The organism is Roseibium sp. MMSF_3412 (assembly GCF_030733265.1).
In the GTDB taxonomy this organism is placed as follows: domain Bacteria; phylum Pseudomonadota; class Alphaproteobacteria; order Rhizobiales; family Stappiaceae; genus Roseibium.
The window spans coordinates 171,293-195,286 of the sequence record NZ_JASHJI010000005.1 but is presented as its reverse complement, the minus strand read 5'-3'; the positions used below and the strand labels follow the sequence as shown (position 1 = coordinate 195,286).

The 23,994-nt window shown below is 59.6% G+C and carries 16 protein-coding genes; 12 read left to right on the top strand and 4 right to left on the bottom strand.

Annotation, left to right across the window (positions count from 1 at the left end; all coding sequences use genetic code 11):
- Positions 1-15: 15 nt before the first annotated feature.
- The 9 genes from ftsA to RBB49_RS11660 all read left to right on the top strand — a co-directional run bounded on the left by ftsA (position 16) and on the right by RBB49_RS11660 (position 16,097).
- A complete protein-coding gene (ftsA, locus tag RBB49_RS11700) occupies positions 16-1,302 on the top strand; it encodes a cell division protein FtsA (protein WP_306143117.1) in 1,287 nt (428 codons plus the stop codon).
- A gap of 115 nt (positions 1,303-1,417) precedes the next feature.
- Positions 1,418-3,205: a cell division protein FtsZ gene (ftsZ, locus tag RBB49_RS11695; RefSeq protein WP_306142966.1), complete on the top strand. Its 1,788-nt coding sequence runs from the start codon at positions 1,418-1,420 to the stop codon at positions 3,203-3,205.
- Between the two features lie 254 nt (positions 3,206-3,459).
- Positions 3,460-4,404 (top strand): UDP-3-O-acyl-N-acetylglucosamine deacetylase, encoded by a 945-nt coding sequence (lpxC, locus tag RBB49_RS11690; protein ID WP_306142965.1) that lies wholly within the window; start codon positions 3,460-3,462, stop codon positions 4,402-4,404.
- A 255-nt stretch (positions 4,405-4,659) separates the two neighbouring features.
- Positions 4,660-5,472 carry an outer membrane protein assembly factor BamD gene (locus RBB49_RS11685; RefSeq protein WP_306142964.1) on the top strand — a complete coding sequence of 271 codons (813 nt, stop codon included), beginning with the start codon at positions 4,660-4,662 and terminating at the stop codon, positions 5,470-5,472.
- A 69-nt stretch (positions 5,473-5,541) separates the two neighbouring features.
- Entirely contained in the window at positions 5,542-7,209 is a 1,668-nt protein-coding gene (recN, locus tag RBB49_RS11680; protein WP_306142963.1) for a DNA repair protein RecN, read from the top strand.
- 8 nt (positions 7,210-7,217) lie between these two features.
- Positions 7,218-9,386: an NAD-dependent DNA ligase LigA gene (ligA, locus tag RBB49_RS11675; RefSeq protein ID WP_306142962.1), complete on the top strand. Its 2,169-nt coding sequence runs from the start codon at positions 7,218-7,220 to the stop codon at positions 9,384-9,386.
- Positions 9,387-9,703: 317 nt separating this feature from the next.
- Positions 9,704-11,776, top strand: a complete 2,073-nt coding sequence (locus RBB49_RS11670) for a methyl-accepting chemotaxis protein (RefSeq protein WP_306142961.1) — start codon at positions 9,704-9,706, stop codon at positions 11,774-11,776.
- 861 nt (positions 11,777-12,637) lie between these two features.
- Entirely contained in the window at positions 12,638-12,934 is a 297-nt protein-coding gene (locus RBB49_RS11665) for a GIY-YIG nuclease family protein (RefSeq protein WP_306142960.1), read from the top strand.
- A 727-nt stretch (positions 12,935-13,661) separates the two neighbouring features.
- Complete coding sequence (locus tag RBB49_RS11660; RefSeq protein ID WP_306142959.1) at positions 13,662-16,097, top strand: ATP-dependent helicase; 2,436 nt, start codon at positions 13,662-13,664, stop codon at positions 16,095-16,097.
- 22 nt (positions 16,098-16,119) lie between these two features.
- On the opposite strand, the gene RBB49_RS11655 is transcribed toward RBB49_RS11660, so the two are convergent.
- On the bottom strand, positions 16,120-16,686 hold the full coding sequence (locus tag RBB49_RS11655) for a tetratricopeptide repeat protein (RefSeq protein ID WP_306142958.1): 567 nt from the start codon (positions 16,684-16,686) through the stop codon (positions 16,120-16,122).
- Positions 16,687-16,818: 132 nt separating this feature from the next.
- Between RBB49_RS11655 and RBB49_RS11650 the strand changes: the two genes are divergently transcribed.
- Complete coding sequence (locus RBB49_RS11650; RefSeq protein WP_306142957.1) at positions 16,819-17,709, top strand: 50S ribosomal protein L11 methyltransferase; 891 nt, start codon at positions 16,819-16,821, stop codon at positions 17,707-17,709.
- A gap of 98 nt (positions 17,710-17,807) precedes the next feature.
- Here RBB49_RS11650 and RBB49_RS11645 read toward each other — a convergent pair whose 3' ends face one another.
- Positions 17,808-18,011 carry a hypothetical protein gene (locus RBB49_RS11645; protein WP_306142956.1) on the bottom strand — a complete coding sequence of 68 codons (204 nt, stop codon included), beginning with the start codon at positions 18,009-18,011 and terminating at the stop codon, positions 17,808-17,810.
- 247 nt (positions 18,012-18,258) lie between these two features.
- Here RBB49_RS11645 and RBB49_RS11640 point away from each other — a divergent pair, with 247 nt between their 5' ends.
- On the top strand, positions 18,259-20,073 hold the full coding sequence (locus RBB49_RS11640; RefSeq protein WP_306143116.1) for an aminopeptidase P family protein: 1,815 nt from the start codon (positions 18,259-18,261) through the stop codon (positions 20,071-20,073).
- 39 nt (positions 20,074-20,112) lie between these two features.
- Here RBB49_RS11640 and RBB49_RS11635 read toward each other — a convergent pair whose 3' ends face one another.
- Positions 20,113-21,756, bottom strand: a complete 1,644-nt coding sequence (locus tag RBB49_RS11635) for a chloride channel protein (RefSeq protein ID WP_306142955.1) — start codon at positions 21,754-21,756, stop codon at positions 20,113-20,115.
- Between the two features lie 113 nt (positions 21,757-21,869).
- Positions 21,870-22,367 carry a thioesterase family protein gene (locus tag RBB49_RS11630; RefSeq protein WP_306142954.1) on the bottom strand — a complete coding sequence of 166 codons (498 nt, stop codon included), beginning with the start codon at positions 22,365-22,367 and terminating at the stop codon, positions 21,870-21,872.
- A gap of 139 nt (positions 22,368-22,506) precedes the next feature.
- On the opposite strand from RBB49_RS11630, the gene RBB49_RS11625 reads away from it, so the two are divergent.
- Positions 22,507-23,922 (top strand): FAD-binding oxidoreductase, encoded by a 1,416-nt coding sequence (locus RBB49_RS11625; protein WP_306142953.1) that lies wholly within the window; start codon positions 22,507-22,509, stop codon positions 23,920-23,922.
- Positions 23,923-23,994: the final 72 nt, after the last annotated feature.

The following is a 23,994-nucleotide window of genomic DNA, read 5'->3' as shown; positions in this document are numbered from 1 at the left end:
CTTTACCTGCCCAGAATGCGCCCGCTACCAACGCGGCGCTCCGTGATCATGTCGGTACTGGATGTCGGGTCGACAAAGATCTGTTGCCTGATCGCAAAGCTGGTGCCGCAGGACGAAAAGTCCGTTCTGTCCAGCCGGTCCCACAAGGTCGAGGTCCTGGGCTACGGATATCAGCGCTCCCGGGGGATCAAGTCCGGTGTCGTCGTTGACATGGATGCTGCCGAACAGGCGATCCGGCTTGCGGTCGACAGCGCCGAGCGGATGGCGGGCGTGACGGTCGAATCCCTGATCGCCAACATCAGCTGCGGACGGCTGCAGAGCGAGGTCTACAGCGCAGGTGTGCCCCTGGCAGGCGAAAGCGTTTCGGAAGCCGACATTCAAAGGGTCCTGTCAGCGGGCTCCAGTCATTCCGTGACCGAGGGACGGGCGGTGACGCATGCGTTGCCGATTTCCTATTCGCTGGACGGCAGCCGCGGTATCCGCGACCCGCGCGGCATGATGGGGCACAAGCTCGGCGTCGACATGCAGGTCGTGACCGCTGAAGTGCCTCCGGTCCGCAATCTCGAACTTTGCATCAATCGTGGCCACCTTCATGTTGAGACCATGGTCGCGACACCTTTTGCCAGCGGCCTGTCGACGCTTGTCGACGATGAGGCCGAGCTGGGTGTCGCCTGCATCGATATGGGCGGTGGAACGACCACGCTGTCCGTTTTTGTCGAGGGACACATGGTGCATCTCGACGCGATCGCGGTTGGCGGCAATCACGTCACGACCGACATCGCCCGGGCGTTCGCAACCCGGCTTCAGGATGCGGAACGCCTGAAGACGTTGTACGGCTCGCCGCTGGCCTCCAGCTCGGATGAGCGCGATCTTCTGACGGTGCCGCCGCTGGAAAGCGACAACGAACTGCCCAATCAAATCCCCCGCTCGGCACTGACCCGTGTCATCCGGCCGCGCGTGGAAGAAATCCTTGAACTCGTGAGGGATCGCTTGACCGCTTCCGGCTTTGCAGGCCGGGTCGGTAAACAGATCGTTCTGACAGGGGGTGCCAGTCAGCTCACGGGTCTCGGAGAGGTTGCGCGTCACATTCTGGGGCGCAACGTCCGTCTTGGCCGGCCATTAGGCGTCGCCGGTCTTCCCGAGGCTGCCAAAGGACCGGCGTTTGCCGCCGCTGTCGGCCTCTTGATTTATCCGCAAGTTGCCCAGATCGAACAGTTCGAACACAAGAACCGTCGAACCGGGTGGAGCGGACAATCTGGTTACCTGGCACGTGTGGGCCAGTGGATCAGGGAAAGCTTCTGACGACATGAGCCAAGAAGACGACAGCCACGAAATGGAGCTGCCAGGCATGGCAGCTGAAGTTAGGGAAGAAGAGGGGTCTCCCGTACCGGGGGAGCCAATGGGTCGCGAGGATAATATGACCATCAACCTTAAGATGCCCGACATTCAGGAGCTGAAACCGCGCATTACGGTTTTCGGCGTCGGCGGCGCGGGCGGAAACGCCGTCAATAACATGATCACAGCCGGCCTCCAGGGTTGCGACTTTGTCGTGGCCAACACGGATGCCCAGGCCCTGGCAATGAACCACTCGGACCGACTGGTCCAGATGGGTGTGGCCGTTACTGAAGGTCTCGGTGCCGGTTCGCAGCCGGAAGTCGGTTCTGCCGCGGCTGAAGAGGTGATCGACGAAATCAACGACCACCTGTCCGGATCGCACATGGTGTTCATCACCGCCGGCATGGGCGGTGGTACAGGCACCGGCGCAGCCCCGGTCATCGCACGCGCGGCGCGCGAACAGGGCATTCTGACCGTCGGTGTCGTCACCAAGCCGTTCCAGTTCGAAGGTGCGCGGCGGATGCGCATTGCCGACACGGGCATTGACGAGCTGCAGCGCAACGTCGATACGCTCATTGTCATTCCGAACCAGAACCTGTTCCGGATCGCCAATGCGCAGACAACGTTTGCCGATGCCTTCGCCATGGCCGACCAGGTCCTTTATTCAGGCGTTGCCTGCATCACCGACCTGATGGTCAAGGAAGGCCTGATCAACCTCGACTTCGCCGACGTCCGCTCCGTCATGCGCGGCATGGGCAAGGCGATGATGGGGACCGGTGAAGCAAGCGGCGAAAAGCGCGCACAGCAGGCGGCAGAAGCTGCCATCGCCAATCCGCTTCTGGACGAATCGTCCATGAAGGGCGCGAAAGGACTGCTGATCTCCATCACGGGCGGCAACGACCTGACGCTTTTCGAAGTGGACGAGGCCGCAACGCGGATCCGCGAAGAGGTCGATTCAGACGCCAACATCATTCTCGGCGCGACATTCGACGAAACGCTGGATGGCATAATCCGCGTGTCCGTCGTGGCAACGGGGATCGACAAGGAAGCCGGGTTTGAAGCCGCACCTTATCCGTCACCTGCGGAACAGGCTCTCAAGTCCGATATGCCGGCAATCGTGCGCAGCACGGAAGCCGCCCCGGCCAAGCTTGCTCCGGCAGCGGAAAAATCCGGTGTCCAGACGGCTGCCGCGCAGGCTGTTGCCAATCTTGAAAAAGAGCTTGCCATTCCGGAGCCTGCTCCGGTTGCCGTCGCAAGCGATCCCGATGTCGAGATCAAGCGGGTCAAGCCGACCGGTGCTTCCATGACGGCAAAAAGCCCGATGATCGACATCGAGGAAGACACGCCGACCTCGGTTGTTGAGGACGCTCCGGTCAGCCAGCCGTACATTCCGCCCGTCGCGGAAGAACACAGCCCGGCACCGCGCATGCCGAGGGTTGAGGACTTCCCGCCGATCGCTCAGCGCGAACTGCGCGCACAGCAAGCGCCCGCAGCGGCCGCGCAATCCGCACCTGCCGCAAAGCAGGCGGAGCCGGCAGCTGCCGCTCCCGCGCCGGTCTCCCAGCATGATGGCGGTGAGGACTTCGGCGATGACGAGCGCCGCCCGATGGGTCTGCTGCGCCGTCTTGCCAGCGGTCTTGGCCGCCGGGAAGACGAGGAAGACCACGAGGAAGAGGCGCCCGTCGTTCGCAAGGCTCCGCAGTTGCAACCCGCTCCCATGTCCGCACCGCGTCCGCCGCAAGCGCGGCCATCAGCGTCCGGAGCGGCGGGGCAACTGGACGAAACCGGCCGTGCTGCACCCAAGCCGGTCGCTGCCGCGGATGACGATCAGTTGGAAATCCCGGCGTTCCTGCGCCGCCAGGCCAACTGATTCGTTCGCGATCTTCTTCCCTGATCGCAGCGGCTCGGAACACACGTTCCGGGCCGCTTCCGTAAGGTAAGTAATTTCCCTTTTAATTCAGTAATTTGCGAGCCTGTGAATCGTTACAAACCGTAATAAAGCTTTATTTCGCTCTGCAATGGATCGCGACTATCTTCGCGGCCAACTGGTGATCGTTAAAAGTCCGTATGTGCATTGGGGCAAATTTTGGGCTTCGCGTTCGCAAACCGGAAGGGTTGGGGTATATGACCACACATGTTGACCGACAGACGACGCTGGCCGAGCAGGTGACACTGACCGGTATCGGCGTTCATTCCGGCAAGCCGGCGTCGATCACACTTGTGCCAGCTGATGCCGGAACCGGCATCGTGTTCTCGCGGACGGATCAGGAAGCTGCCACGGAAGTGCGCGCTCTCTGGGATCAGGTCACAGCCACGGCGTTGTGTACGGTCCTCGGAGATCCCACGCAGGACGGCATATCCACGGTCGAGCATCTCATGGCCGCCCTCTTCGGGATGGGTGTGGACAATGTGATCGTCGAGATCGACGGGCCCGAGATGCCGATCATGGATGGCAGCAGCGCCGTCTTCGTCGAGGCGATCGAGCAGGCGGGTCTGAAAAAACTGGACCGTGGCCGCCGGTATCTCAAGATCAACAAGAAAGTCCGTGTCGACAATGGCAGTGCCTGGTGCGAGTTGCACCCGCATGAGGGAACCAAGTTCGATATCACCATCGATTTCGAAACACCGGTCATCGGACGGCAGCAATATGTGTCGGAGATGACCCCGTCAGTGTTCCGCGACGACCTTTCCCGCGCACGTACCTTCGGTAATGTCAAAGACGTGGAACAGCTCTGGAAGATGGGTTTTGCTCTCGGCTCTTCGCTGGACAATTCAGTCGCGATCTCCGAGGACAAGGTGCTCAACCCGGAAGGCACGCGCTGGCCGGACGAGTTTGCACGGCACAAGGCACTGGATGCGGTTGGAGACCTGGCTCTTGCGGGCTTGCCGATCCTTGGCATGTACCGGTCTTACAAGGGTGGTCACAAGATGAACCACTCCATTCTGGTCAAGCTGTTTGAAGATCCGAGTGCGTTCGAAGTTGTCGAAGCGCCGGCGTTCCGTCAGGTTGGCCAGGTCAGCAAGGGCGGACTTGCAGCCACAGCCGCTTTCGGACCGGACGTTTCCTGACCTTACTGATCCTGTGGTTCAACAGTTTGCGAATTCTTCGGAATTCGGTGCAATTTGGGCATGTTGCCATAAAAATGCTCAAAAAAACCGTCAGATGACCTCGAAGGGCGTGACGGGGACCGGAGAATTCCGGTAAACACTCCTGTGAGTTAATACAGGCCGCAAAATCTGCATGGCCGCATGGGCTGGAGACGGCTCGGGAGTTTGGGTGTGAACGGATTTGGAATTGTTTCTGGTTCGAGCAGAACCTTGAGCATGAAGACAGTGTTGAGATTGGCCGTTCTCACGACGCCGATCCTGCTGGCTGCGTGCAGCGGCAAGGAAGACCTTGACGAACTTGCGCTGAACGATACTCCGCCCGAAGTCCTGTTCAATGAAGGACTGGCCTTGCGGGCGCAGGGCAAGCTGAGCGATTCCACAACCAAGTTTGAAGAGATCGACAAGCTCTACCCCTATTCCGAATACTCCAAGAAATCCCTGGTCAACCTCGCTTTCCTCAATTATTCGCGCGGCAAGTATCCGGAGACCGTAACGGCAGCCCGGCGGTTTGTGACGCTTTACCCGGGAGACGAGGATTCGGCCTATATGCTCTACCTCGCCGGACAGAGCTATTACCGTCAGATGCCTGACATCACGCGCGACCAGGCCGTGACACGAAAGGCCGCAGGGGCGTTCACCGAACTCATCCAGCGTTTTCCGGAATCTGAATACGCTCCTGATGCGGAAGAAAAACTCCGTATTGTCGAGGACCAACTCGCCGGCAAGGAAATGCAGGTGGGACGTTACTACCTGAAACGCCGCAACTATGTTGCCGCCATCAACCGTTTCCGGGCGGTGGTTGTCGAATTTCAGACGACGCGGCACGTGGAAGAAGCGCTCTTCCGCCTGACCGAAGCGTATTACGCGCTCGGCGTCGTCAACGAATCCCAGACGGCCGCTGCGGTTCTCGGTCACAACTATCCTGACACGCAGTGGTACAAGGACGCCTATTCTCTTCTGAACAAGGGCGGATACGAGCCATCTGAAGATTCTGGCAGCTGGATTAGCCGCGCATTCAGGAGTATCTAACGGGTTCTGGAAAGACGACTCGGTCCTCCTATATGGTGGACCGCAACTTAGTCTGGGGAGCTCGCCTTCATGCTGGTCACGCTGTCTATTCGTGACATCGTTCTCATTGACCGTCTTGATCTGGATTTCGCCGCCGGCATGTCGGTTCTGACCGGTGAAACCGGCGCAGGCAAATCCATCCTGCTTGATTCCCTGTCGCTTGCACTCGGTGCGCGCGGCGACGCGGATCTTGTGCGGGAAGGGGCATCGCAAGGACAGGTCACAGCCGTTTTCGACGTGAACGGACAGCATCCTGTCAGAGCCTTTCTGCAGGAAAACGACGTCGACGATGATGGCGATGTGATCCTGAGGCGGATACAGACCTCTGATGGACGCACGCGGGCGTTTGTCAACGATCAACCGGTCAGCGCCGGACTTCTGCGCCAGGCAGGCAGTCTCCTGGTAGAGATCCACGGGCAGCATGACGACCGCGCCCTTGTCGATCCGGAGAGCCACCGCGCCCTGATTGACAATTTCGGCGGACTGACCGGTGACGCGGAAAAGGTCGCATCCTTGCATGCTGCATTCAAAAACGCGGAAAAAGCGGTGATCGAGCATGAGCGGCGGATCGAGGCCGCGCGCAACGAAGCCGACTATCTGAGGTCTTCGGCGGAAGAACTGGGGGTTCTCAAGCCGCAGCCGGGTGAAGAAGAAGATCTCGCGGGCCGGCGCACCGACATGATGCAGGTCGAGAAGATTGCCGGGGATCTCAACGAGGCCTTTGAAACGCTCAACGGGACCGCGTCGCCGATCCCTGAACTTGCCAGCCTGCTCAGACGGCTGGAACGGAAATCCGATCAGGTGCCGCAATTGCTCGCGCAACCGGTCAGAACGCTGGCGGAGGCGCTGGACCAGCTTGAGGAAACGCGCAGTGGTCTGGAAAGTGCGCTGCGCGAGACGGAGTTCGACCCACGCGAGCTGGAGAGCGTCGAGGAACGACTGTTTGCGCTGAGGGCGGCATCGCGCAAATACTCTGTTCCCGTCGACGAGTTGGCAGCGTTGTGCCATCGGATGAAGACCGATCTCGCGGATCTCGATGCGGGAGAAGATAAACTCTCGGCGCTGGTGGACGCCGCGGAGAAGGCCAGGGCCGGCTATGACCGCGCGGCCGCGTCGCTATCTGTGAAGCGCGGGAAGGCGGCGAAGGCCCTGGAAAAGGCGGTCGAGGTTGAACTGCCCGACCTGAAACTTGAGCGTGCCCGCTTTATTGTCGAAATGTCCAGCGACCCGGACATGCGGGCGCGTACCGGCATCGATCAGCTCGAATTCCACGTTCAGACCAACCCCGGAACACGCCCCGGACCGATGATGAAGGTTGCCTCGGGAGGTGAACTCTCGCGCTTTCTGCTGGCGCTCAAGGTCTCGCTGGCCGACAAGGGCTCGGCGCCGACGCTGGTCTTTGACGAGATCGACACCGGCGTCGGCGGAGCTGTTGCGGAGGCAATCGGGGTTCGACTTGCCCGGCTTGCAGGCAACGTCCAGGTGTTGACCGTGACGCACGCGCCGCAGGTGGCCGCGCGGGCGGAGGGCCATTTTCTCATTGCCAAGGAGGCAACGCGGCCTGACCGGGTCGCTACCCGCGTCCAACAGATTGAAAATGACCATCGCAGCGAGGAAATCGCCCGCATGCTCGCGGGCAGCGTGATCACCGAGGAAGCCCGGGCCGCCGCCCGCAGACTTCTGACCGCAGCCGAATAGGGACCCGCATGAGCGAACACGCGACCGGTATCGAGCACGGCAAGGGCATCCCTGTCGAGGATCTGACAGCCGATCAGGCCCGGCAGGAACTGGTGCGGCTGGCCGAAGAGATTGCCGAGAACGACAGGCTCTATCACCAGGACGATGCGCCGGTGATCTCCGATGCCGACTATGATGCGCTGCGGCGCCGCAACCTTGCGATCGAAGAACGTTTTCCGGAGCTTGTGCTTGGCGATGGCCCGTCTGTGCAGGTTGGAGCGGCACCGGCTTCGGGCTTCGGCAAGATTTCGCATGTCGTGCCGATGCTGTCCCTCGACAATGCCTTCAACGATGAGGATGTCCGTGACTTCGTCGGGCGCGTGCGCCGCTTCCTGAAATTCGACCCGCTGATGGGTGCTCTTGCCGTCACGGCTGAACCCAAGATCGATGGCCTCTCGCTTTCGCTTCGCTATGAAAATGGCGCGCTGGTTTATGCAGCGACCCGCGGCGACGGAACGACAGGCGAAAACGTCACCTCGAATGCCCGGACCATCAAGGACATTCCGGAAACACTTGAAGGGGACGTTCCGGCCGTCGTGGAGATACGCGGCGAAGTCTATATGGCGCACAAGGATTTTCAGGATCTGAATGCGCGGATGGAGGCAAATGGCGGCAAGGTCTTCGCCAATCCGCGCAACGCGGCTGCCGGGTCACTTCGTCAGCTGAAGTCGGAAATCACCGCATCGCGGCCTCTCAGGTTCTTTGCCTATGCCTGGGGCGAGATGAGCGAGATGCCATCCGACACCCAGGCCGGCATGGTGGACTGCTTCGGCACCTGGGGTTTCAAGACCAACCCGTTGATGAAACGCTGCGAAACCGTTGACGAGCTGCTGGCTGTCTATCACGGGATCGAGGAAAACCGGGCCGGGCTCGACTACGATATCGACGGTGTCGTCTACAAGGTCGACCGGCTGGATCTCCAGGAACGCCTCGGGTTCGTATCAAGGTCGCCGCGTTGGGCGATCGCGCACAAGTTTCCGGCCGAGCAGGCTTTCACGGTCCTGAACGATATCGAGATCCAGGTGGGACGGACCGGGGCCCTGACACCGGTGGCCAAGCTGGAGCCCATCACCGTCGGCGGCGTTGTTGTGTCCAACGCGACGCTTCACAACGAGGACTATATCAAGGGGATCGGCCAGGACGGAGAACCGATCCGCGACGGCAAGGACATCCGCGTCGGCGATACTGTGAAGATCCAGCGGGCCGGAGACGTCATCCCCCAGATCGTCGATGTTGATCTCGACAAGCGCCCGGCGGATGCGGTGATGTTCGAGTTTCCGACCGTCTGTCCTGCCTGCGGCAGTCATGCCGTGCGCGAAGAGAACGAGAAGACGGGCCGCCGCGATGCCGTGCGCCGCTGTACCGGCGGGCTGATCTGTCCGGCGCAGGCAACGGAGAAGCTGAAACACTTCGTCTCCCGCAATGCCTTCGATATCGAGGGCTTTGGCGACAAGCAGGTCGATGCCTTCTACAAGGACGGCCTTGTGATGGCGCCCGCCGATATCTTCACGCTCGAGGAACGTGACAAACGCGCGCTGACCAAGCTGCGGAACCGGGAAGGCTGGGGCGCGCTTTCGGCGAAGAACCTCTTTGAAGCGATCACGGCGCGCCGCAACATTGACCTTCACCGTTTCATTTTCGCCCTCGGGATTCGTCATGTCGGCGAAGGCAACGCCAAGCTGCTTGCCCGCGCGTATGGCTCCTGGACCGCGTTTTATGACGCGATGACCGCCGCGCATGATCACGAGAGCGATGCCTGGGCGGAGCTGAATGACATCGACGGGATCGGCCACATCGTGGCCGAGGCTCTGGTCGAGTTCTTTGCCGAAGATCACAATCGCGGACAGCTGGATGCGCTTCTGGCCGAGGTCACGCCCCAGGAAGCGGAGAAGATCGACGCGTCCGGGTCGCCCGTTGCCGGCAAGACGGTGGTCTTCACCGGGTCTCTGGAACGGATGACGCGCGACGAGGCCAAGGCGATGGCGGAGCGTCTCGGCGCCAAGGTGTCCGGTTCGGTTTCCAAGAAGACAGATCTGGTCGTTGCCGGGCCCGGTGCCGGGTCGAAACTGAAGAAGGCACAGGATCTTCAGATCGAAGTGATTTCAGAGGATGGCTGGTTCGATCTGGTAGGCGCCTGATCCGGTACTCCCGGCATGTATGCGGCCTGAAAGCCGATCCAAAAACGATTTGGCAACGGTGCCGCTGTACAGCCTATCCGGACGCCACGCCGGATCGATTTTGTCATTTCTTCGCGGTTGGTTTTTTCGCACCGCGCACCTTTACCTGTCAAAAATGACAGTCCTACAAAAATTAGTTTTACCACCTGAAATTGATAAACTTGGCATTTTACGAAAATAGTGTCGCAATCGGTCAAGTTTGCTTCTGACGTTAAGTAACAAGTAATGCCGCCCCGGCAGTTTGGAGGAAAGATCTCTGTGCCAGAGGGGACCAGGCAATGAAACGTATCAAACTGCAGATTGCGGCGCTCGCGGGTGTGCCGATGCTTGCGGTTGTCGGTTTCGCGACGTTAAGTGTCTACGAAAAAGTCGTTGAACTGCACCACCACGATTTTATGCGACCACTGACGCGGATCGCAGAGGACAGCGGCAATCTCATCCACGAGCTTCAAAAAGAACGCGGAATGAGCGTCAGTTACATCAAGTCGGGCTACGATCCTGAAATTAAGGCCAAACTCGATGCGCAGCGGCCAATATCTGACGCCGCATTGAAGATTTTCGATGAGCACCTGGCGGCTATCGACCTCAACGACGAAGATATGCTGAAAGATCTTCAGCATACGGCCGAACAGGTTCACAAGACGGGTGGTTTCCGCAAGGCGATTGATGCGAAGGAATTTGCGGTCGGTGATGTTCTAAAGGGCTACACGGGCGAAATTCATGAACTGATCCATGTGATCGGGCTGACGACGGAGTCCAGTCCGTCGCAGAAAATCACGGCTGAACTTTTACCTTACCTCACGATTGTCGAGGCGATGGAATCGGGTGGTTTGGAACGAGCCAACGGCGCGGCGCTGCTCAACGAGTTCAACCGGACAGGCGAAGTCAACCTTTCGACATTCAAGAAAGTCATCACCCACTACGGCGGTGAAGCGGCATTCATGAAGGAGTTCAAGTCCGTCGCACTGCCTGAGCACAAGGCCATGCTCAAGGAGATGGTCAAGGGCCCGGATGTCGATCAAGCTCTGGACTGGCGCGAATTGATCCACGCGCTGCCGGAAACGAAGGATTCTCAGGGGCTTGAAGGCGGTGTGTGGTTCGCGACGGCGACCAAGCGTCTCAACCTCATGAAAGGTCTGTCAGACGAACTCATTCACCGGGCAGAAGCGGCAGCCGATGCGGATTCTGCACAGCTCAACTCCGAGATCTTCTGGTTGACCGTCGTTGCTGTTGTCCTGACCGGTCTTGCCCTCGTGCTCGCTGTCTTTCAGGTCTTTGCGATCAGTAAAATGCTTGGCCGTCAGCGCGACGCAATTTCCGAGCTCGCCGAAGGTAACCTCGATGTTGTGGTATCCGACACGGACCGGCCGGACGAAATCGGTGATATCGCACGGGCATCGGAAGTCTTTCGCGACAAGCTGATCCATCAGAAGCAGCTGGAAGAAGAGGCCGAGGCTGGCCGCGTCTTGCGCGCGCAGCGCCGGGCGCAGCTGGAAAACGCCATTCATCACTTTGAATCTTCGGTCTTGACCATTCAGACGCAGCTTGCGTCGGAAACCGAAGGCGTCAGTAGCAACGCCCAGGACATGGTGCAGATCGCGCTCCACGCAGACGAAAGCGCCCGGGCCGCAAACTCGGCGACCGAGGAAGCAACGACCAACGTTCAGACGGTCGCCTCCGCAGCGGCCGAGTTGTCGGCCTCTATCGGCGAGATCTCGCGCCAGGCCGCTTCGGCAACCGAGATTTCCTCCGTCGCGGCGGAAACGGCTGTTGCCGCCGACAAGGACATTTCGCTGCTGGCGGAGACCGCCGATAAGATCGGTGAAGTGGTCGAGATCATCCGCGCCATTGCCGAACAGACCAACCTTCTTGCCCTGAACGCGACCATTGAGGCCGCCCGGGCAGGTGAGGCCGGCAAGGGCTTTGCGGTTGTTGCGGCGGAGGTGAAGGAACTCTCCACGCAGACCGCAAAAGCGACAGACGAGATCGCCAGCCAGATCTCCGGTGTCCAGAGCTCGACCCAGAAGTCCGTTGCCGCGATCCGTTCGATCGTTGAAAAGATCGAGGAAGTCCGTTCGGTCAGCGAAACCATCGCGGTCTCGGTCGATGAGCAGAATGCGGCGACCAGCGAGATCACCCAGAGCATCACGTTCGCCTCGGACGGCGCAAAGGCGGCTGCGACCAACGTCTCCGGCGTCTCCGGTTCAATCGACCAGACCCGGCAGAAGTCGGAAACGCTGAGCGTCTCCGCCGAACAACTCGGTCAGGTGGCGTCGAGCCTGTCTGAAGCGGTGAACACGTTCCTCGAAGAGGTCCGTGACGAGGAAGAGCGCGGCGAGGAGGCCGCGTAGGCTTCCCACGTTTTCTTTCCGAGACTTCCAAAGGATCCCGGCTTGCTTGAAGGCAAGCCGGGATTTCTTTTGTCGGGGGTTAGCATTGTCTCAGGTAAACTTGGGACGATGCGGCCTCATCCTGAGGAAGCACGCCAGTGCTGTCTCGAAGGATGGGTTGCACGGACAGGGAGCGTTGCCGATCCTTCGAGACGTGTCTATCGGTCCTCCTCAGGATGAGGTTTTCAATCCGGTGGGAGTTGAACCCGCAGACGCCCGCGACTACTGGATCCCTGCCTTTGCAGGGATGACAAGTGTTGAGGTCATTCGCCTGTCGATATCGCCATCCGTCCCGCGAGTTCCCTTGCGTTGTCATCCCGGTTTGCCGCCGACGCGGCAAGGCCGGGACCCAGTAGCCCCGGCAGGAGTTCGAGCCGCAGACGCCTGCGTTTACTGGATCCCTGCCTTCGCAGGGATGACAAATCTTGAGGTCATTCGCCTGTCGATATCGCCATCCGTCCCGCGAGTTCCCTTGCGTTGTCATCCCGGTTTGCCGCTTGGCGGCAAGACCGGGACCCAGTAGCCCCGGTAGGAGTTGGAGCCGCAGGCGCCTGCGTTTACCGGATCCCTACCGGAGTTTACGCCCGCGAAAGTGGGGGCAGGGATGACAAGCCTTTAGGCTGTGTGCCTATCGACATCGCCATCCGTCCCGAGAGTTCCCTTGCGTTGTCATCCGGTTTGCCGCTTGGCGGCAAGACCGGGACCCAGTAGCCCGGTAGGAGTTGAACCCGCAGGTGCCTGCGACTACTGGAACCCTGCCTTCGCAGGGATGACAATTTGGTATGGTTTGCGAAATACATTCTAAAGTAGCATTTTCATTCAATGCATCTTGATCGGCAATACTACGTCTACATTCTTGCAAGCAAACTGGGCGGTACGCTTTATGTCGGCGTGACCAATGACTTGATGGGACGGGTCAGTCTGCATCGGGACGGCTTGGGTGCGTCTTTCACGGCAAAACACAAGGTGTGTACCCTCGTCTATTACGAAGTACACGAAGAGATAGAACAGGCGATCAAGCGCGAAAAGCAGATCAAACGCTGGAAACGTGCCTGGAAAGTCCGGATGATCGAGGATAGGAACCCCAACTGGGATGATCTCTTCTCCGGACTAGTTTAAACACCTTTGTCATCCCGGTTTGCCGCCGACGCGGCAAGACCGGGACCCAGTAGCCCCGGTGGGAGTTAGACCCGCAGGCGCCTGCGACTACTGGATCCCTGCCTTCGCAGGGATGACAAGTCTTGCGGTTTTTTGTGTGGCACGCGCATAAAGCCTTTCGACCGCGCTCTTCTAAAGTTGTCATCCCGGTTTGCCGCTTGGCGGCAAGACCGGGACCCAGTATCCCCGGAGGGGGTTAGGCCCGTAGGCGCCTGCAACTACTGGATCCCTGCCGGAGTTTACGCCCGCGAAAGCGGCAAGGCCGGGAGCCAGCCAATCGTGTGGTGCTTGGGCTCGCGTAAGCTTGGAAAGCAAAGAGAAGGATTGCTGCAGCGGCCTCATCCTGAGGAAGCACGTCAGTGCTGTCTCGAAGGATGGGATGCACACACGGACCGAGTATGTTGCGGATCCTTCGAGACGGGCCTTTTGGCCCTCCTCAGGATGAGGCTGTATTTCTTTCAGTCGCGCCTTGCCAGGATGCTGTGATTGCGGGTGGGTGTTCATACGGTCGTTTCATTTCGCTCGATCACCACGACGAAATCGCCAGGTCCCGTCACCTCAACACCTCGCCTTGTCCCCACCTATTGATATTTTCCTGCCTCGCCAGAAACATTTTGTTGCTATATTGTTCTTCAGGGCCGGAAAGGGGTGTTCCTGACGGGCTTTTGTGGAACTGGACCAGCGCATCATGGCAGACCCGGGCGGGTACGACGATTCCTTTGACGATCCTTTTCAGGCCTCCGGTCCCCGGAGGGAGCCTGCGCCCGTACCGCCGCGTGCAGCTGGCGGGATCGCCGCAAGAGCGATGGCTGCACGGCAGGCACCGGACTATTTCACCGGACTGAACCCGGAGCAAAAGCTTGCCGTCGAGACAACAGAAGGACCGGTGCTCGTCCTCGCCGGAGCCGGAACCGGCAAGACCAGGGTTCTGACGACACGCATTGCGCATATTCTGGCGACGGGACGCGCCCGACAATCGGAAATCCTGGCGGTGACTTTCACCAACAAGGCCGCGCGCGAGATGAAGGAGCGCATCTCCGGTTTTGTCGGCGGCAATGTCGAAGGCATGGCCTGGCTCGGTACGTTTCACTCGATCTGCGTGAAGATCCTTCGCAAGCATGCCGAACTCGTCGGCCTGAAATCGAGCTTTTCGATTCTGGATACGGACGACCAGATCCGCCTGATCAAGCAGATCATCCAGGCGGAAGGTCTGGACGACAAGCGCTGGACCGCCAAAACCTTTGCCGGAATGCTGGATGGCTGGAAGAACCGGGCACTGACGCCCGATCAGATTCCCGAAGGCGAAGCCCGGGCCTTTGCCAACGGCAAGGGACGCCGCCTTTACGAGGAGTATCAGGAGCGGCTGTCGATCCTGAACGCTGCAGATTTCGGCGATCTGCTTTTGCACGTGATCACGCTGTTCAAGACACAGCCCGGCGTATTGAAGGAATACCAGCGCCGCTTCCGCTACATGCTCGTGGACGAGTATCAGGACACCAACATTGCCCAGTATCTGTGGCTGCGGCTGCTGGCACAGGGCAATCCGAATGTGTGTTGCGTCGGCGACGACGATCAGTCGATCTATGGCTGGCGCGGTGCGGAGGTCGACAACATCCTGCGCTTCGAACATGATTTCAAGGGCGCGACGGTGGTCCGGCTGGAACGGAACTACCGCTCGACCAGTCATATTCTTGCCGCCGCCTCGCAGCTGATCTCCCACAATGAAGGCCGTCTCGGCAAAACGCTGTTCACCGATTTTCATGAACCGGACCACGACCTGGTTTCCGTTGCCTCCGTCTGGGACTCCGAAGAAGAGGCAAGGACAATCGGTGACGAGATCGAGTCCCTGCAAGGCAAGGGACACGCCCTCAACGAAATGGCCGTGCTTGTCCGGGCTTCGTTCCAGATGCGCGAATTCGAGGACCGGTTCATCACGCTGGGTCTCAACTACCGCGTGATCGGCGGCCCGCGCTTTTACGAGCGCATGGAGATCCGCGATGCGCTTGCCTATTTCCGCTGTGTCACGCAGCCCGCGGACGATCTTGCCTTCGAGCGGATCGTCAACACGCCCAAGCGTGGGCTCGGCGATGCCACGCTGAAGCTCGTGCACGGGCTGGCACGTGCGGAACGCATCCCCTTGATGCAGGCCGCGCAGCAGCTGATCGATACCGAGGAACTCAAACCCAAGCCGCGCAATTCACTCAAGACCGTTCTCGACAACTTCGACCGGTGGCGCCGCCAGCTCGACCAGCTCCGGCACACCGAACTTGCCGAGATCATTCTCGATGAAAGCGGCTACACGGAAATGTGGCGTCTCGACCGGTCCGCCGAAGCACCGGGCCGGCTCGACAACCTGAAGGAACTGATCCGTTCGATGGAAGAGTTTGAATCCATGGCGGGTTTCCTGGAACATATTTCGCTCGTGATGGACCGCGACAGCGCGGACGCAAGCGACGCGGTCTCGATCATGACGCTTCATTCTGCCAAGGGGCTGGAATTCGACACGGTTTTCCTGCCCGGTTGGGAAGAGGGACTTTTCCCGCATCAAAGATCGCTGGATGAGAGCGGCAGGGCCGGGCTGGAGGAAGAGCGGCGGCTTGCCTATGTCGGCATCACGCGCGCCAAACAGCGTGCGAAGCTCTATTTCGCCTCGAACCGCAGAATTCACGGGCTTTGGCAATCGACCGTGCCGTCGCGATTCCTGGACGAGTTGCCGCCAGATCATGTTGAGATCGCTGAACCCTCGTCGAGCTACGGCGGCTATGCCGGCGGCGGCTACGGCCCTTCGCGCTTTGACAGCAACGATCCGTTCGAGCGCGGCAGCTACTCAACCCCAGGCTGGCAGCGGGCACAGCGGGCGCGGCAATCGGATGACGGATTTTCCGAAGGGGGCAGGGGCTACCAGTCCGCCCGCATGAAACGGCAGGGGCCTCTCACGATCGAGGGTGAGCTTGTCGCGAAGTCGGTCAGCGAGACCCCGTCGGACTATTCTCTCGGCGAACGTGTCTTCCACATCAAGTTCGGCTACGGCGCCATCACCTCGATTGAAGGCAACAAGCTCACGATCGACTTTGAGAAGGCCGGCGTCAAAAAGGTGATCGACAGTTTCGTCGAGAGGCACTGAAGAGCAAGGCTTGGGCCGGATTTCAGAGATCAACACCCTTCGGTTTGATGAGCAGCGCGCGTTCCTTCAAGTAAGGATGCACGTTGACCGCATCGCGCAGTGTCTTTTGAGCAAGTTCCGCCCGGCCCTGCGTTATGTAGATCATCGCCTGGCCTGAGAGTGCACCGAAGTGCCGGGGTTCGAGCTCCAGGACCTTTTTGATGTCTTTCAGACTGGCTTCATAGTCGCCTTGGAGAAACAGGATGAAGGCCCGCTGATTCCAGCCCTCGGGATAATCCGGTGCCTCGGCCACGACCTTGTCGAGGACTTCGCGTGCACCCTGATAATTGTATTCGCCGCGCATGCGCATGGCGCTTTCCACCTGTTCGCGCAGGTCGGGAGTGGGCGCTGCGTCAATCCAGGCTTCCCAGATTTCGGTCTCGATGAGCCTGGCTTCTTTTTCGTTCGGCGCGTTTTTCAAGGCTTCAAACAGATCGTCGGTGGACGTTTGCGCACGCGCAGCGCCGGTGAAGGCGACGAGACAAAGAAGGAAAGCCGCTAACAGGTGTCCCGCCTGAAACGTTGAATTTTTTTGCCATTTCCCGATCATTACACACCTCCGCTCACCGGAATCATGGCGCAGTTCGCGAATTTGACCAGTCAATTGTTTTTGACGCTGGTGTGTTTGCGCCGGCAAGGCTATACCGCACGCCTTGATCAATCCATCTGGGCAGACACCGGCATGAAAACCATCCGCGTTCGGATCGTGGCTGAAGAACTGGAAGCGAAACGGATTTCGGAGATCCTCGCGCAGGCCTTCGAAGAAGAAGGCAACCCGGTCACGATTTATGAGGCGTCAGAAGACGGCAAGTTCTGGGCGGCCGAAATCCTGCTGTTCGACATGGAGGCTGACGCAGCGCAGGCGCTGGTTCTCGACCGGGTCGGCAGCGACGCCTTCGCGGCACCGGTTGAGGCAGAGGAACTGCCAGACATCAACTGGGTGGAAAAGAGCCTTGAGGGCCTGAAACCCGTACGCGCAGGTCGTTTTCTCGTGCATGGAAGCCATGACAGGGACAAGGTTCCACCGGGCGCAATCGGTCTTGAAATCGAGGCTGCGCTGGCTTTCGGGACAGGGCACCACGGAACCACGGCGGGATGCCTGGAAGAAGTCGACCGGTTGCTGTCGCTGCGCGAATACGATCGCATTCTTGATCTTGGCACCGGGACCGGTGTTCTGGCGATTGCCGCAGCCCTCAAGGCCAAACAGGCTGTCCTGGCAACCGACATTGATCCGGTCGCGACCAGGACCGCATTGGAAAATGCCGCACTGAACGGCGCTGGTCATCTGGTGTCCGGCTTCACGGCAAACGGGGTTGAGGATCGGCGTTTTGGCGATTACGGCCCGTTCGACCTTGTGATCGCCAACATACTGGCGCGGCCGCTCATGAAAATGTCGAAGTCCATCGGCGCGCAGATGGCGCGGTCGGCAACACTGGTTCTGTCCGGCCTGCGGATTGAGGACGGACCGCGGATCCTGTTCGCGTATCGCTGCCAGGGGTTCGTTCTGGATCGCAGACGGGAAAAAGACGGCTGGCTGACGCTGACGCTTGTGCGCGGGCGCAATCAGGCCTGATCCGCTTTGCATTTGGCGTGACAAAAGAAAAGGGTCTGCCGGAACTCCGGCAGACCCTTTTTCATGTGCACAGTGCTTTAACTTAGCGCCTGAGCCCCTTAGAACGGGTTGGTCATGGACCCTTCACGTTCCAGCTGCTTGCGGTCGTAGCCGTGGGCAGCGAGCGTTGCGTCGTCGAGGGACAGGAGGTAGCCGTTGACATAGCGGCGCGCCTGGCTGGACCGGGCTTCGACCATGCGGTCGAAAGCGCGACGGACAAAGCTGCTGCCGGTACGGGTCGAAGTCGTGGTTGCGATAGTCATCGTGGTAATTCCCATTTGAAGTTCAAGAGCTTCCCTAGGGAGAAACGTCTTTATTCGTTGTTGCTCTCTATATGCAGTCTGCAGGTTCGTTCAGGTAGGTCTCCAGACGCATGACAGGCTTGCATATTTCGCATATGCGAAAACAAATGCTGCGCTGCAAACGGCAATGCCCATCCAATTGAACTGGCGCGTTTTTCGAAAAATATCCGGCTTGATCCGCGGTGGAGGTCACACTACCGTGCCGGGCATGTTCCAGTCCTTCGATGATCTCAGTGATCCCTCCTGCGGAGCGCCGCGTGCAGCGCTTCTCAGGGCCGAACTTGCCCGCCTCGGTCTCGACGGCTTTCTCATTCCGCGTGCCGATGCGCATCAGGGCGAATATGTGCCACCCAATGATTGCCGCCTGCAATGGCTGACCGGGTTCACCGGTTCGGCGGGTGTTGCAGCGATCCTTGGGGATAAGGCGGCGATCTTTGTCGACGGACGCTACACGATCCAGGTGCGCGATCAGGTTGACCTTGAGGTCTTCGCCGCCCAGCATCTCATCAATGAGCCGGTTTCCGATTGGTTGAAGGAAAACCTGCTGCCCGGGCAGAAACTCGGTATCGATGCGATGCTGCACACGGTGCGTGAGGTCCGCCGTCTGCGCTCCGTTTGCGAGGAGGCGGGCGCTGAACTCGTCACCCTGAATGAAAATCCCGTTGATGCGGTCTGGGAAGACCGGCCAGCCGCCCCCGTCGGGCAGGTGTCGCTTTATCCGCTGGAACTTGCCGGCAAGGCATCTGGCGACAAGATTGCGGAAATCCAGGCCGTTCTCAAGGAAAAGAAGGCCGATGCCTGTGTCCTGACACAGCCGGACTCCATCGCGTGGTTGTTCAACATCCGCGGATCGGACGTCGAGCATACGCCTCTGCCGCTGTCCTTTGCGACCGTGCCTTCGTCCGGCAAGCCATCGCTGTTCATTGACGGCCGGAAACTCTCCAATTCCGTGCGGGACGCGCTTTCCGAGCTTACCGATCTCGCGGAACCTTCCACTTTCAAGACGGGCCTGAGCGATCTTGGAAAACCCGGCGCGAAGGTGATGATCGATCCGGCACTTGCCGGCATCGGGATCGCCGACGCGATCACGGAGGCCGGTGGCAGCCTGATCGAGGCACAGGATCCGGTACTTTTGCCGAAAGCCGTCAAAAACGCGACGGAACTGCAGGGCGCGCGCAATGCACATCTCCGGGATGCCGCCGCCTATGTGAATTTTCTTTGCTGGTTCGACGAGGAAGCGCCGAAAGGCGGCCTCGACGAGATCCAGGTTGCCCAGAAACTGGAAGGCTTCAGGCGTGAAACCGGTGTCTTGAAGGACATTTCCTTCGACACGATTTCGGCGGCGGCCTCCAACGGTGCGATCTGTCACTACCGGGTCAGCCGCTCCAGCAATCTGAAAGTGCCCGTGGGCAAGCCGTTCCTGATCGATTCAGGCGGCCAGTACGAGGACGGAACCACCGACATCACCCGAACACTCGCGGTCGGTGACGTTTCGGACGAAATGAAAAGGCACTTCACGCTGGTTCTGAAGGGCCACATCGCCATCTCCACAGCGCGTTTTCCGGAAGGAACAAGCGGCGCGCAACTTGACACGCTTGCCAGGATCGATCTCTGGAAGGCCGGTCTCGACTTCGATCACGGCACCGGACATGGCGTCGGGGCCTATCTCGGTGTCCATGAAGGACCGCAGCGGATTGCAAAGACCGGCACGGTGCCTTTGAAACCGGGCATGATCCTTTCCAACGAGCCGGGCTACTATCCGGCGGGTGAATACGGCATCCGGATCGAGAACCTTGAGATCGTCACCGAAGCCCGGGACATTGCCGGAGGCGAACGGCCGATGCTCGGATTTGAAACGATCACGCTGGTGCCGATGGATCTTCGCCTGGTCGATGCGTCTCTCCTGACCAAGGCCGAGCGCGACTGGCTGAACCGCTACCATGCGCGTGTGCGCGAAGAAATCGGTCCGCTTGTCGGTGCGAAGGAACGGGTCTGGCTGGAAAAGGCAACGGAAGCGGTCTAGCACATCAGGTCCCTGGCCTGCGACTGCTGAAACCTGGTCTCAGTGGTGCTCTTCCTTGGTCGCCTTGATGAGTGCGGCGTTGAAGTATCGCAGGCCCCGGACATGTCTTGCCAGCCCTACGACCTCGGTCGCATCGCCGTGACGGACGACCGGCAAGGTCGCCTTGCCGCAGGAATCGAAGCTCTTCAGCGCGCTTTCCAGCGTGTCCGTGTCATGGAGATAGGGGCCGTCTTCGCCCGGATTGAACGTCCGGTCTTCTTCCGTTTCCGGCGGCGGATCCATGAAGTCGCGCACCTTTACCGTTTCGCTCAGGAACTGGTGCGCACCTTCATTGACGAAACACCCGCGCATGCCGAGTTGCCAGTGAAAATAGGACTTGCCGTGAACAGCCTGTGTCAGTCCGGTTGCAATTGAGACGGCGAGCAGAAGCGCGATTGAAAGCGCATAACCGCCCGTCAGTTCAAACACGATCACCGTCGTTGAAAACGGCGCGCCGAGTACGGCTGCCGCAACCGCGCCCATCCCCAGAATGGCGTAGAGGCCGTGACTGGACGCTATTTCCGGAAACACCGATGCGGCTATCAGACCGAATGCGCCCCCCGTCATGGCCCCCAGATAGAGCGACGGCGAGAAAATGCCGCCGCCGAAACGCGATGCCAGCGTAATCGCGGTTGCAGCTGTCTTGACCACCAGAAGCGTGAGCATGGTGTTGATCGTCAGTTCCTGCTTCAGCGCCAGGTCGGTTGCCTCGTATCCGACGCCCAGAATTTCCGGATAAAAGACGCCGATTGCACCGACTGCGAGGCCGCCGATCACGGGCCGCAGCCACAGCGGCATGGTGATGTTCCGGGCTGTCCAGTCCGTCCCGATCAGCGCAAACTGAAAGATGATGGCGACAGCAGCGCAGGTCAGGCCAAGGAGCGCAAAGGCAGGGATCTCGAGATAAGACGTGATCGTGTATTGCGGGATTTCGAAAGCGGCAACGTTGCCGAACCAAAGCCGCGAGAGGAGCGTTCCCACGACAGACGCCAGCACGATCGGAACGAAGGCGGAAACCGCATAGTGGGCGAGCACCACTTCATGGGCGAACAGGACACCCGCGATCGGCGCGTTGAACGAGGCGGAGACGCCGCTGGCGACAGCACAGGCGAGCAGCATTCGGCGGGCGGAGTCGGGCAGCTGGAAAAACTGGCACACCGCCGTACCGAGGGTCGCTCCCAGGTGAACAACCGGGCCTTCACGGCCGGCGCTAGCGCCCCCGCCAAGGGAAATGGCGGTCACGAGCGCGGACCACAGACCGGCCTTGAGCGGCAGGCCACGTCCACCATAGGCCCGCGCCTCGATGACGTCGGCCACTCCGCCGGCACGCTGATAGGGATGATATTTGTGCAGGATCCAGCCAACCACCAGACCGGCTGCGACCGGAGCCAAAAGGATGTAGTACCAGGGCTGCTGGAGTGCAGCGTGTATCGTGAATTCGGTTGTGGTTCTCAGCCAGGGCCACTGTATGAGCCCGATCGCCGTTCTGAAGGCAATCGCGGCAAGAGCCACCAGAGCACCAACCAAAATTGCCAGCAGCCAGACGAGCGGAAGCTTGTTGGCTCTGAACTGGCGCACGTTCGGCGTTATCCAGCTGATAAGGATATCCGGTAGCTGACCCGCGGTTTCAAATATCTTGCGCATAAGTAGGGCCGGGAAAACGATCACATTGCCTGTTGGCAGCCATTTTGCCCGAGTCGGCGTTAATGAACAGGTCTACTTGAGCGTCAATCGGCAAAAATCACCCTAAAGTGTACTTAGACTGCCTTTTTCGGGATCTCGATGCGTCTGCCGGCCGCTTCAGGTCTTTCAAGTGCGGCCTGCGCGCTTGAGAGCGCGGCCAGGTTGGTGCGAATGTCCTCTGGCCAGGGGGCAACCTTGCGGGCAACCATATCCACGTGGAGGCTCATCTGTTCCGATGTCGCCGAGAGCCAGTCTTCGTCCGCGTGGCGCAATTCCTGAAAGAAGTGCGCGCGCTTTGAATCGAAATCGAGCAGCTGAAGGGTACCGACGACCGGCATCCCAGCGCTGAGTTCGCGCAGGTAGCAAACATGAACCTCGGCGGTAAAAAACGATGCGCCACGTTCCTTGAGATATTCCGGCCCCATGCCGAGCCGTTCGAAAACCTGATCTACCGCTGTATCGAACAGAACGTTGTAGTAGGCCATGTTGAGATGGCCGTTATAGTCGATCCAGTCGTCCTTCACGGTCATGACGTCACTTCTTACCAGCCCGTTGCCCCATTGTGCGGTCATTCGGCTCTCCTTTTGGAAACTGTTCCAACGCTCTGCGGCAAAAGCCGGATTTGGCTTTGACCTTTTTGTCTTCCGCTAACATATTCACACCTGAGACAAGGGGCCAAGATCCGGCCCGCAGGAAGGATGGCGGTCAGCGATGGCGATCGAAGCAAATGTAATGCATTCAGACGACCCGAGCGGAAGTGTTTCGGGCGTGATCGAAAGACTGAAAGCCCGGTTCGCGGACCGCTGCGCCACCTCTCAGGCCCTCAGGGAGCAGCACGGTCATACCACAACCTGGCTGGAGAACCAGCCGCCGGATGCGGTGGTGTTCGCTGAAACAACGCAGGAAGTTGCCGAAACGGTCAAGATCTGTGCTGAGGCCAATGTCCCTATCATACCGTTTGGAACGGGCACATCGCTTGAAGGTCATGTAAATGCGCCTGAGGGTGGAATATCTATTGATCTCAGCAGGATGAACAACGTTCTGGAAGTAAATTCCGATGATCTCGACTGCCGGGTCGAAGCCGGTGTCACCCGAAGGCAGATGAACAGCTATATCCGGGATACCGGACTTTTCTTCCCGATCGATCCGGGCGCCGATGCCAGTCTTGGCGGCATGGCGGCAACGCGGGCGTCAGGCACCAATGCGGTTCGATACGGAACCATGAAGGATGCCGTTCTCGGGCTCACGGTCGTGACGGCGGACGGCAATATCATTCGGACCGGAGGACGCGCACGAAAGTCGTCGGCCGGTTATGACCTGACGCGGCTCTTCGTGGGCAGCGAGGGAACTCTCGGGATCATCACCGAACTGACCGTCCGCCTGCACGGGCAACCGGAAGCAATCTCCGGCGGGGTTTGCCCTTTTCCCGACGTGCAGTCGGCCTGTCAGGCCGTCATCATGACGATCCAGATGGGTTTGCCGGTTGCGCGGATAGAGTTGCTCGACAGCATGCAGGTTCGGGCCTGCAATCTTTATTCGAAGATGGATCTTGCCGAAACGCCAACGCTCTTTCTCGAGTTTCACGGCTCCGAGGCCGGCGTCAAGGAACAGTCGGAAACGTTCTCCGCCATTGCGGATGAATTCGGGGGCGGCCCGTTCAACTGGGCAACGGTTGCGGAAGATAGGACGAAGCTCTGGTCGGCGCGGCACGATGCCTATTGGGCAGGACGCGGGCTCCGGCCGGATGCTCAAGTCGTGGCGACGGATGTCTGCGTTCCAATCTCAAGGCTCGCCGAATGTGTCACGCAGACTGCTGACGATATCGAGGCCGAGGGGTTGCTCGCGCCGATCGTGGGGCATGTGGGAGACGGAAACTTCCACGTTCAGGTGCTTGTGGATCCGAACAATCCGGACGAAATGAAGACATGCGAAGCGTTCATAGAAAGGCTCGCGATCCGCGCGCTCGACATGGAAGGCACCTGCACGGGCGAACACGGGGTCGGTCAGGGCAAGCAAAAATACATGAAGCGCGAACACGGCGACGCGCTTGAACTCATGCAGTCCATCAAGGAGGCGCTTGATCCGCACAATTTGATGAATCCGGGCAAGATCCTGCCGCAGTCATGATATTGTATCGAATCAGTTCAATAAGCTCGTTTTAACTGCGATGGTTTATGTGTAAGGGGGTCATTGCAACTT

Bases quoted from the DNA above. Each gene is read 5' to 3' on its own strand.
- RBB49_RS11660 (WP_306142959.1), top strand. From the start codon at position 13,662: ATGGCAGACCCGGGCGGGTACGACGATTCCTTTGACGATCCTTTTCAG.
- ftsZ (WP_306142966.1), top strand. From the start codon at position 1,418: ATGACCATCAACCTTAAGATGCCCGACATTCAGGAGCTGAAACCGCGC.
- recN (WP_306142963.1), top strand. From the start codon at position 5,542: ATGCTGGTCACGCTGTCTATTCGTGACATCGTTCTCATTGACCGTCTT.
- RBB49_RS11645 (WP_306142956.1), bottom strand. From the start codon at position 18,011: ATGACTATCGCAACCACGACTTCGACCCGTACCGGCAGCAGCTTTGTC.
- RBB49_RS11665 (WP_306142960.1), top strand. From the start codon at position 12,638: ATGCATCTTGATCGGCAATACTACGTCTACATTCTTGCAAGCAAACTG.
- RBB49_RS11670 (WP_306142961.1), top strand. From the start codon at position 9,704: ATGAAACGTATCAAACTGCAGATTGCGGCGCTCGCGGGTGTGCCGATG.
- RBB49_RS11650 (WP_306142957.1), top strand. From the start codon at position 16,819: ATGAAAACCATCCGCGTTCGGATCGTGGCTGAAGAACTGGAAGCGAAA.
- ligA (WP_306142962.1), top strand. From the start codon at position 7,218: ATGAGCGAACACGCGACCGGTATCGAGCACGGCAAGGGCATCCCTGTC.
- lpxC (WP_306142965.1), top strand. From the start codon at position 3,460: ATGACCACACATGTTGACCGACAGACGACGCTGGCCGAGCAGGTGACA.
- RBB49_RS11655 (WP_306142958.1), bottom strand. From the start codon at position 16,686: ATGATCGGGAAATGGCAAAAAAATTCAACGTTTCAGGCGGGACACCTG.
- RBB49_RS11635 (WP_306142955.1), bottom strand. From the start codon at position 21,756: ATGCGCAAGATATTTGAAACCGCGGGTCAGCTACCGGATATCCTTATC.
- RBB49_RS11625 (WP_306142953.1), top strand. From the start codon at position 22,507: ATGGCGATCGAAGCAAATGTAATGCATTCAGACGACCCGAGCGGAAGT.
- ftsA (WP_306143117.1), top strand. From the start codon at position 16: ATGCGCCCGCTACCAACGCGGCGCTCCGTGATCATGTCGGTACTGGAT.
- RBB49_RS11640 (WP_306143116.1), top strand. From the start codon at position 18,259: ATGTTCCAGTCCTTCGATGATCTCAGTGATCCCTCCTGCGGAGCGCCG.
- RBB49_RS11630 (WP_306142954.1), bottom strand. From the start codon at position 22,367: ATGACCGCACAATGGGGCAACGGGCTGGTAAGAAGTGACGTCATGACC.
- RBB49_RS11685 (WP_306142964.1), top strand. From the start codon at position 4,660: ATGAAGACAGTGTTGAGATTGGCCGTTCTCACGACGCCGATCCTGCTG.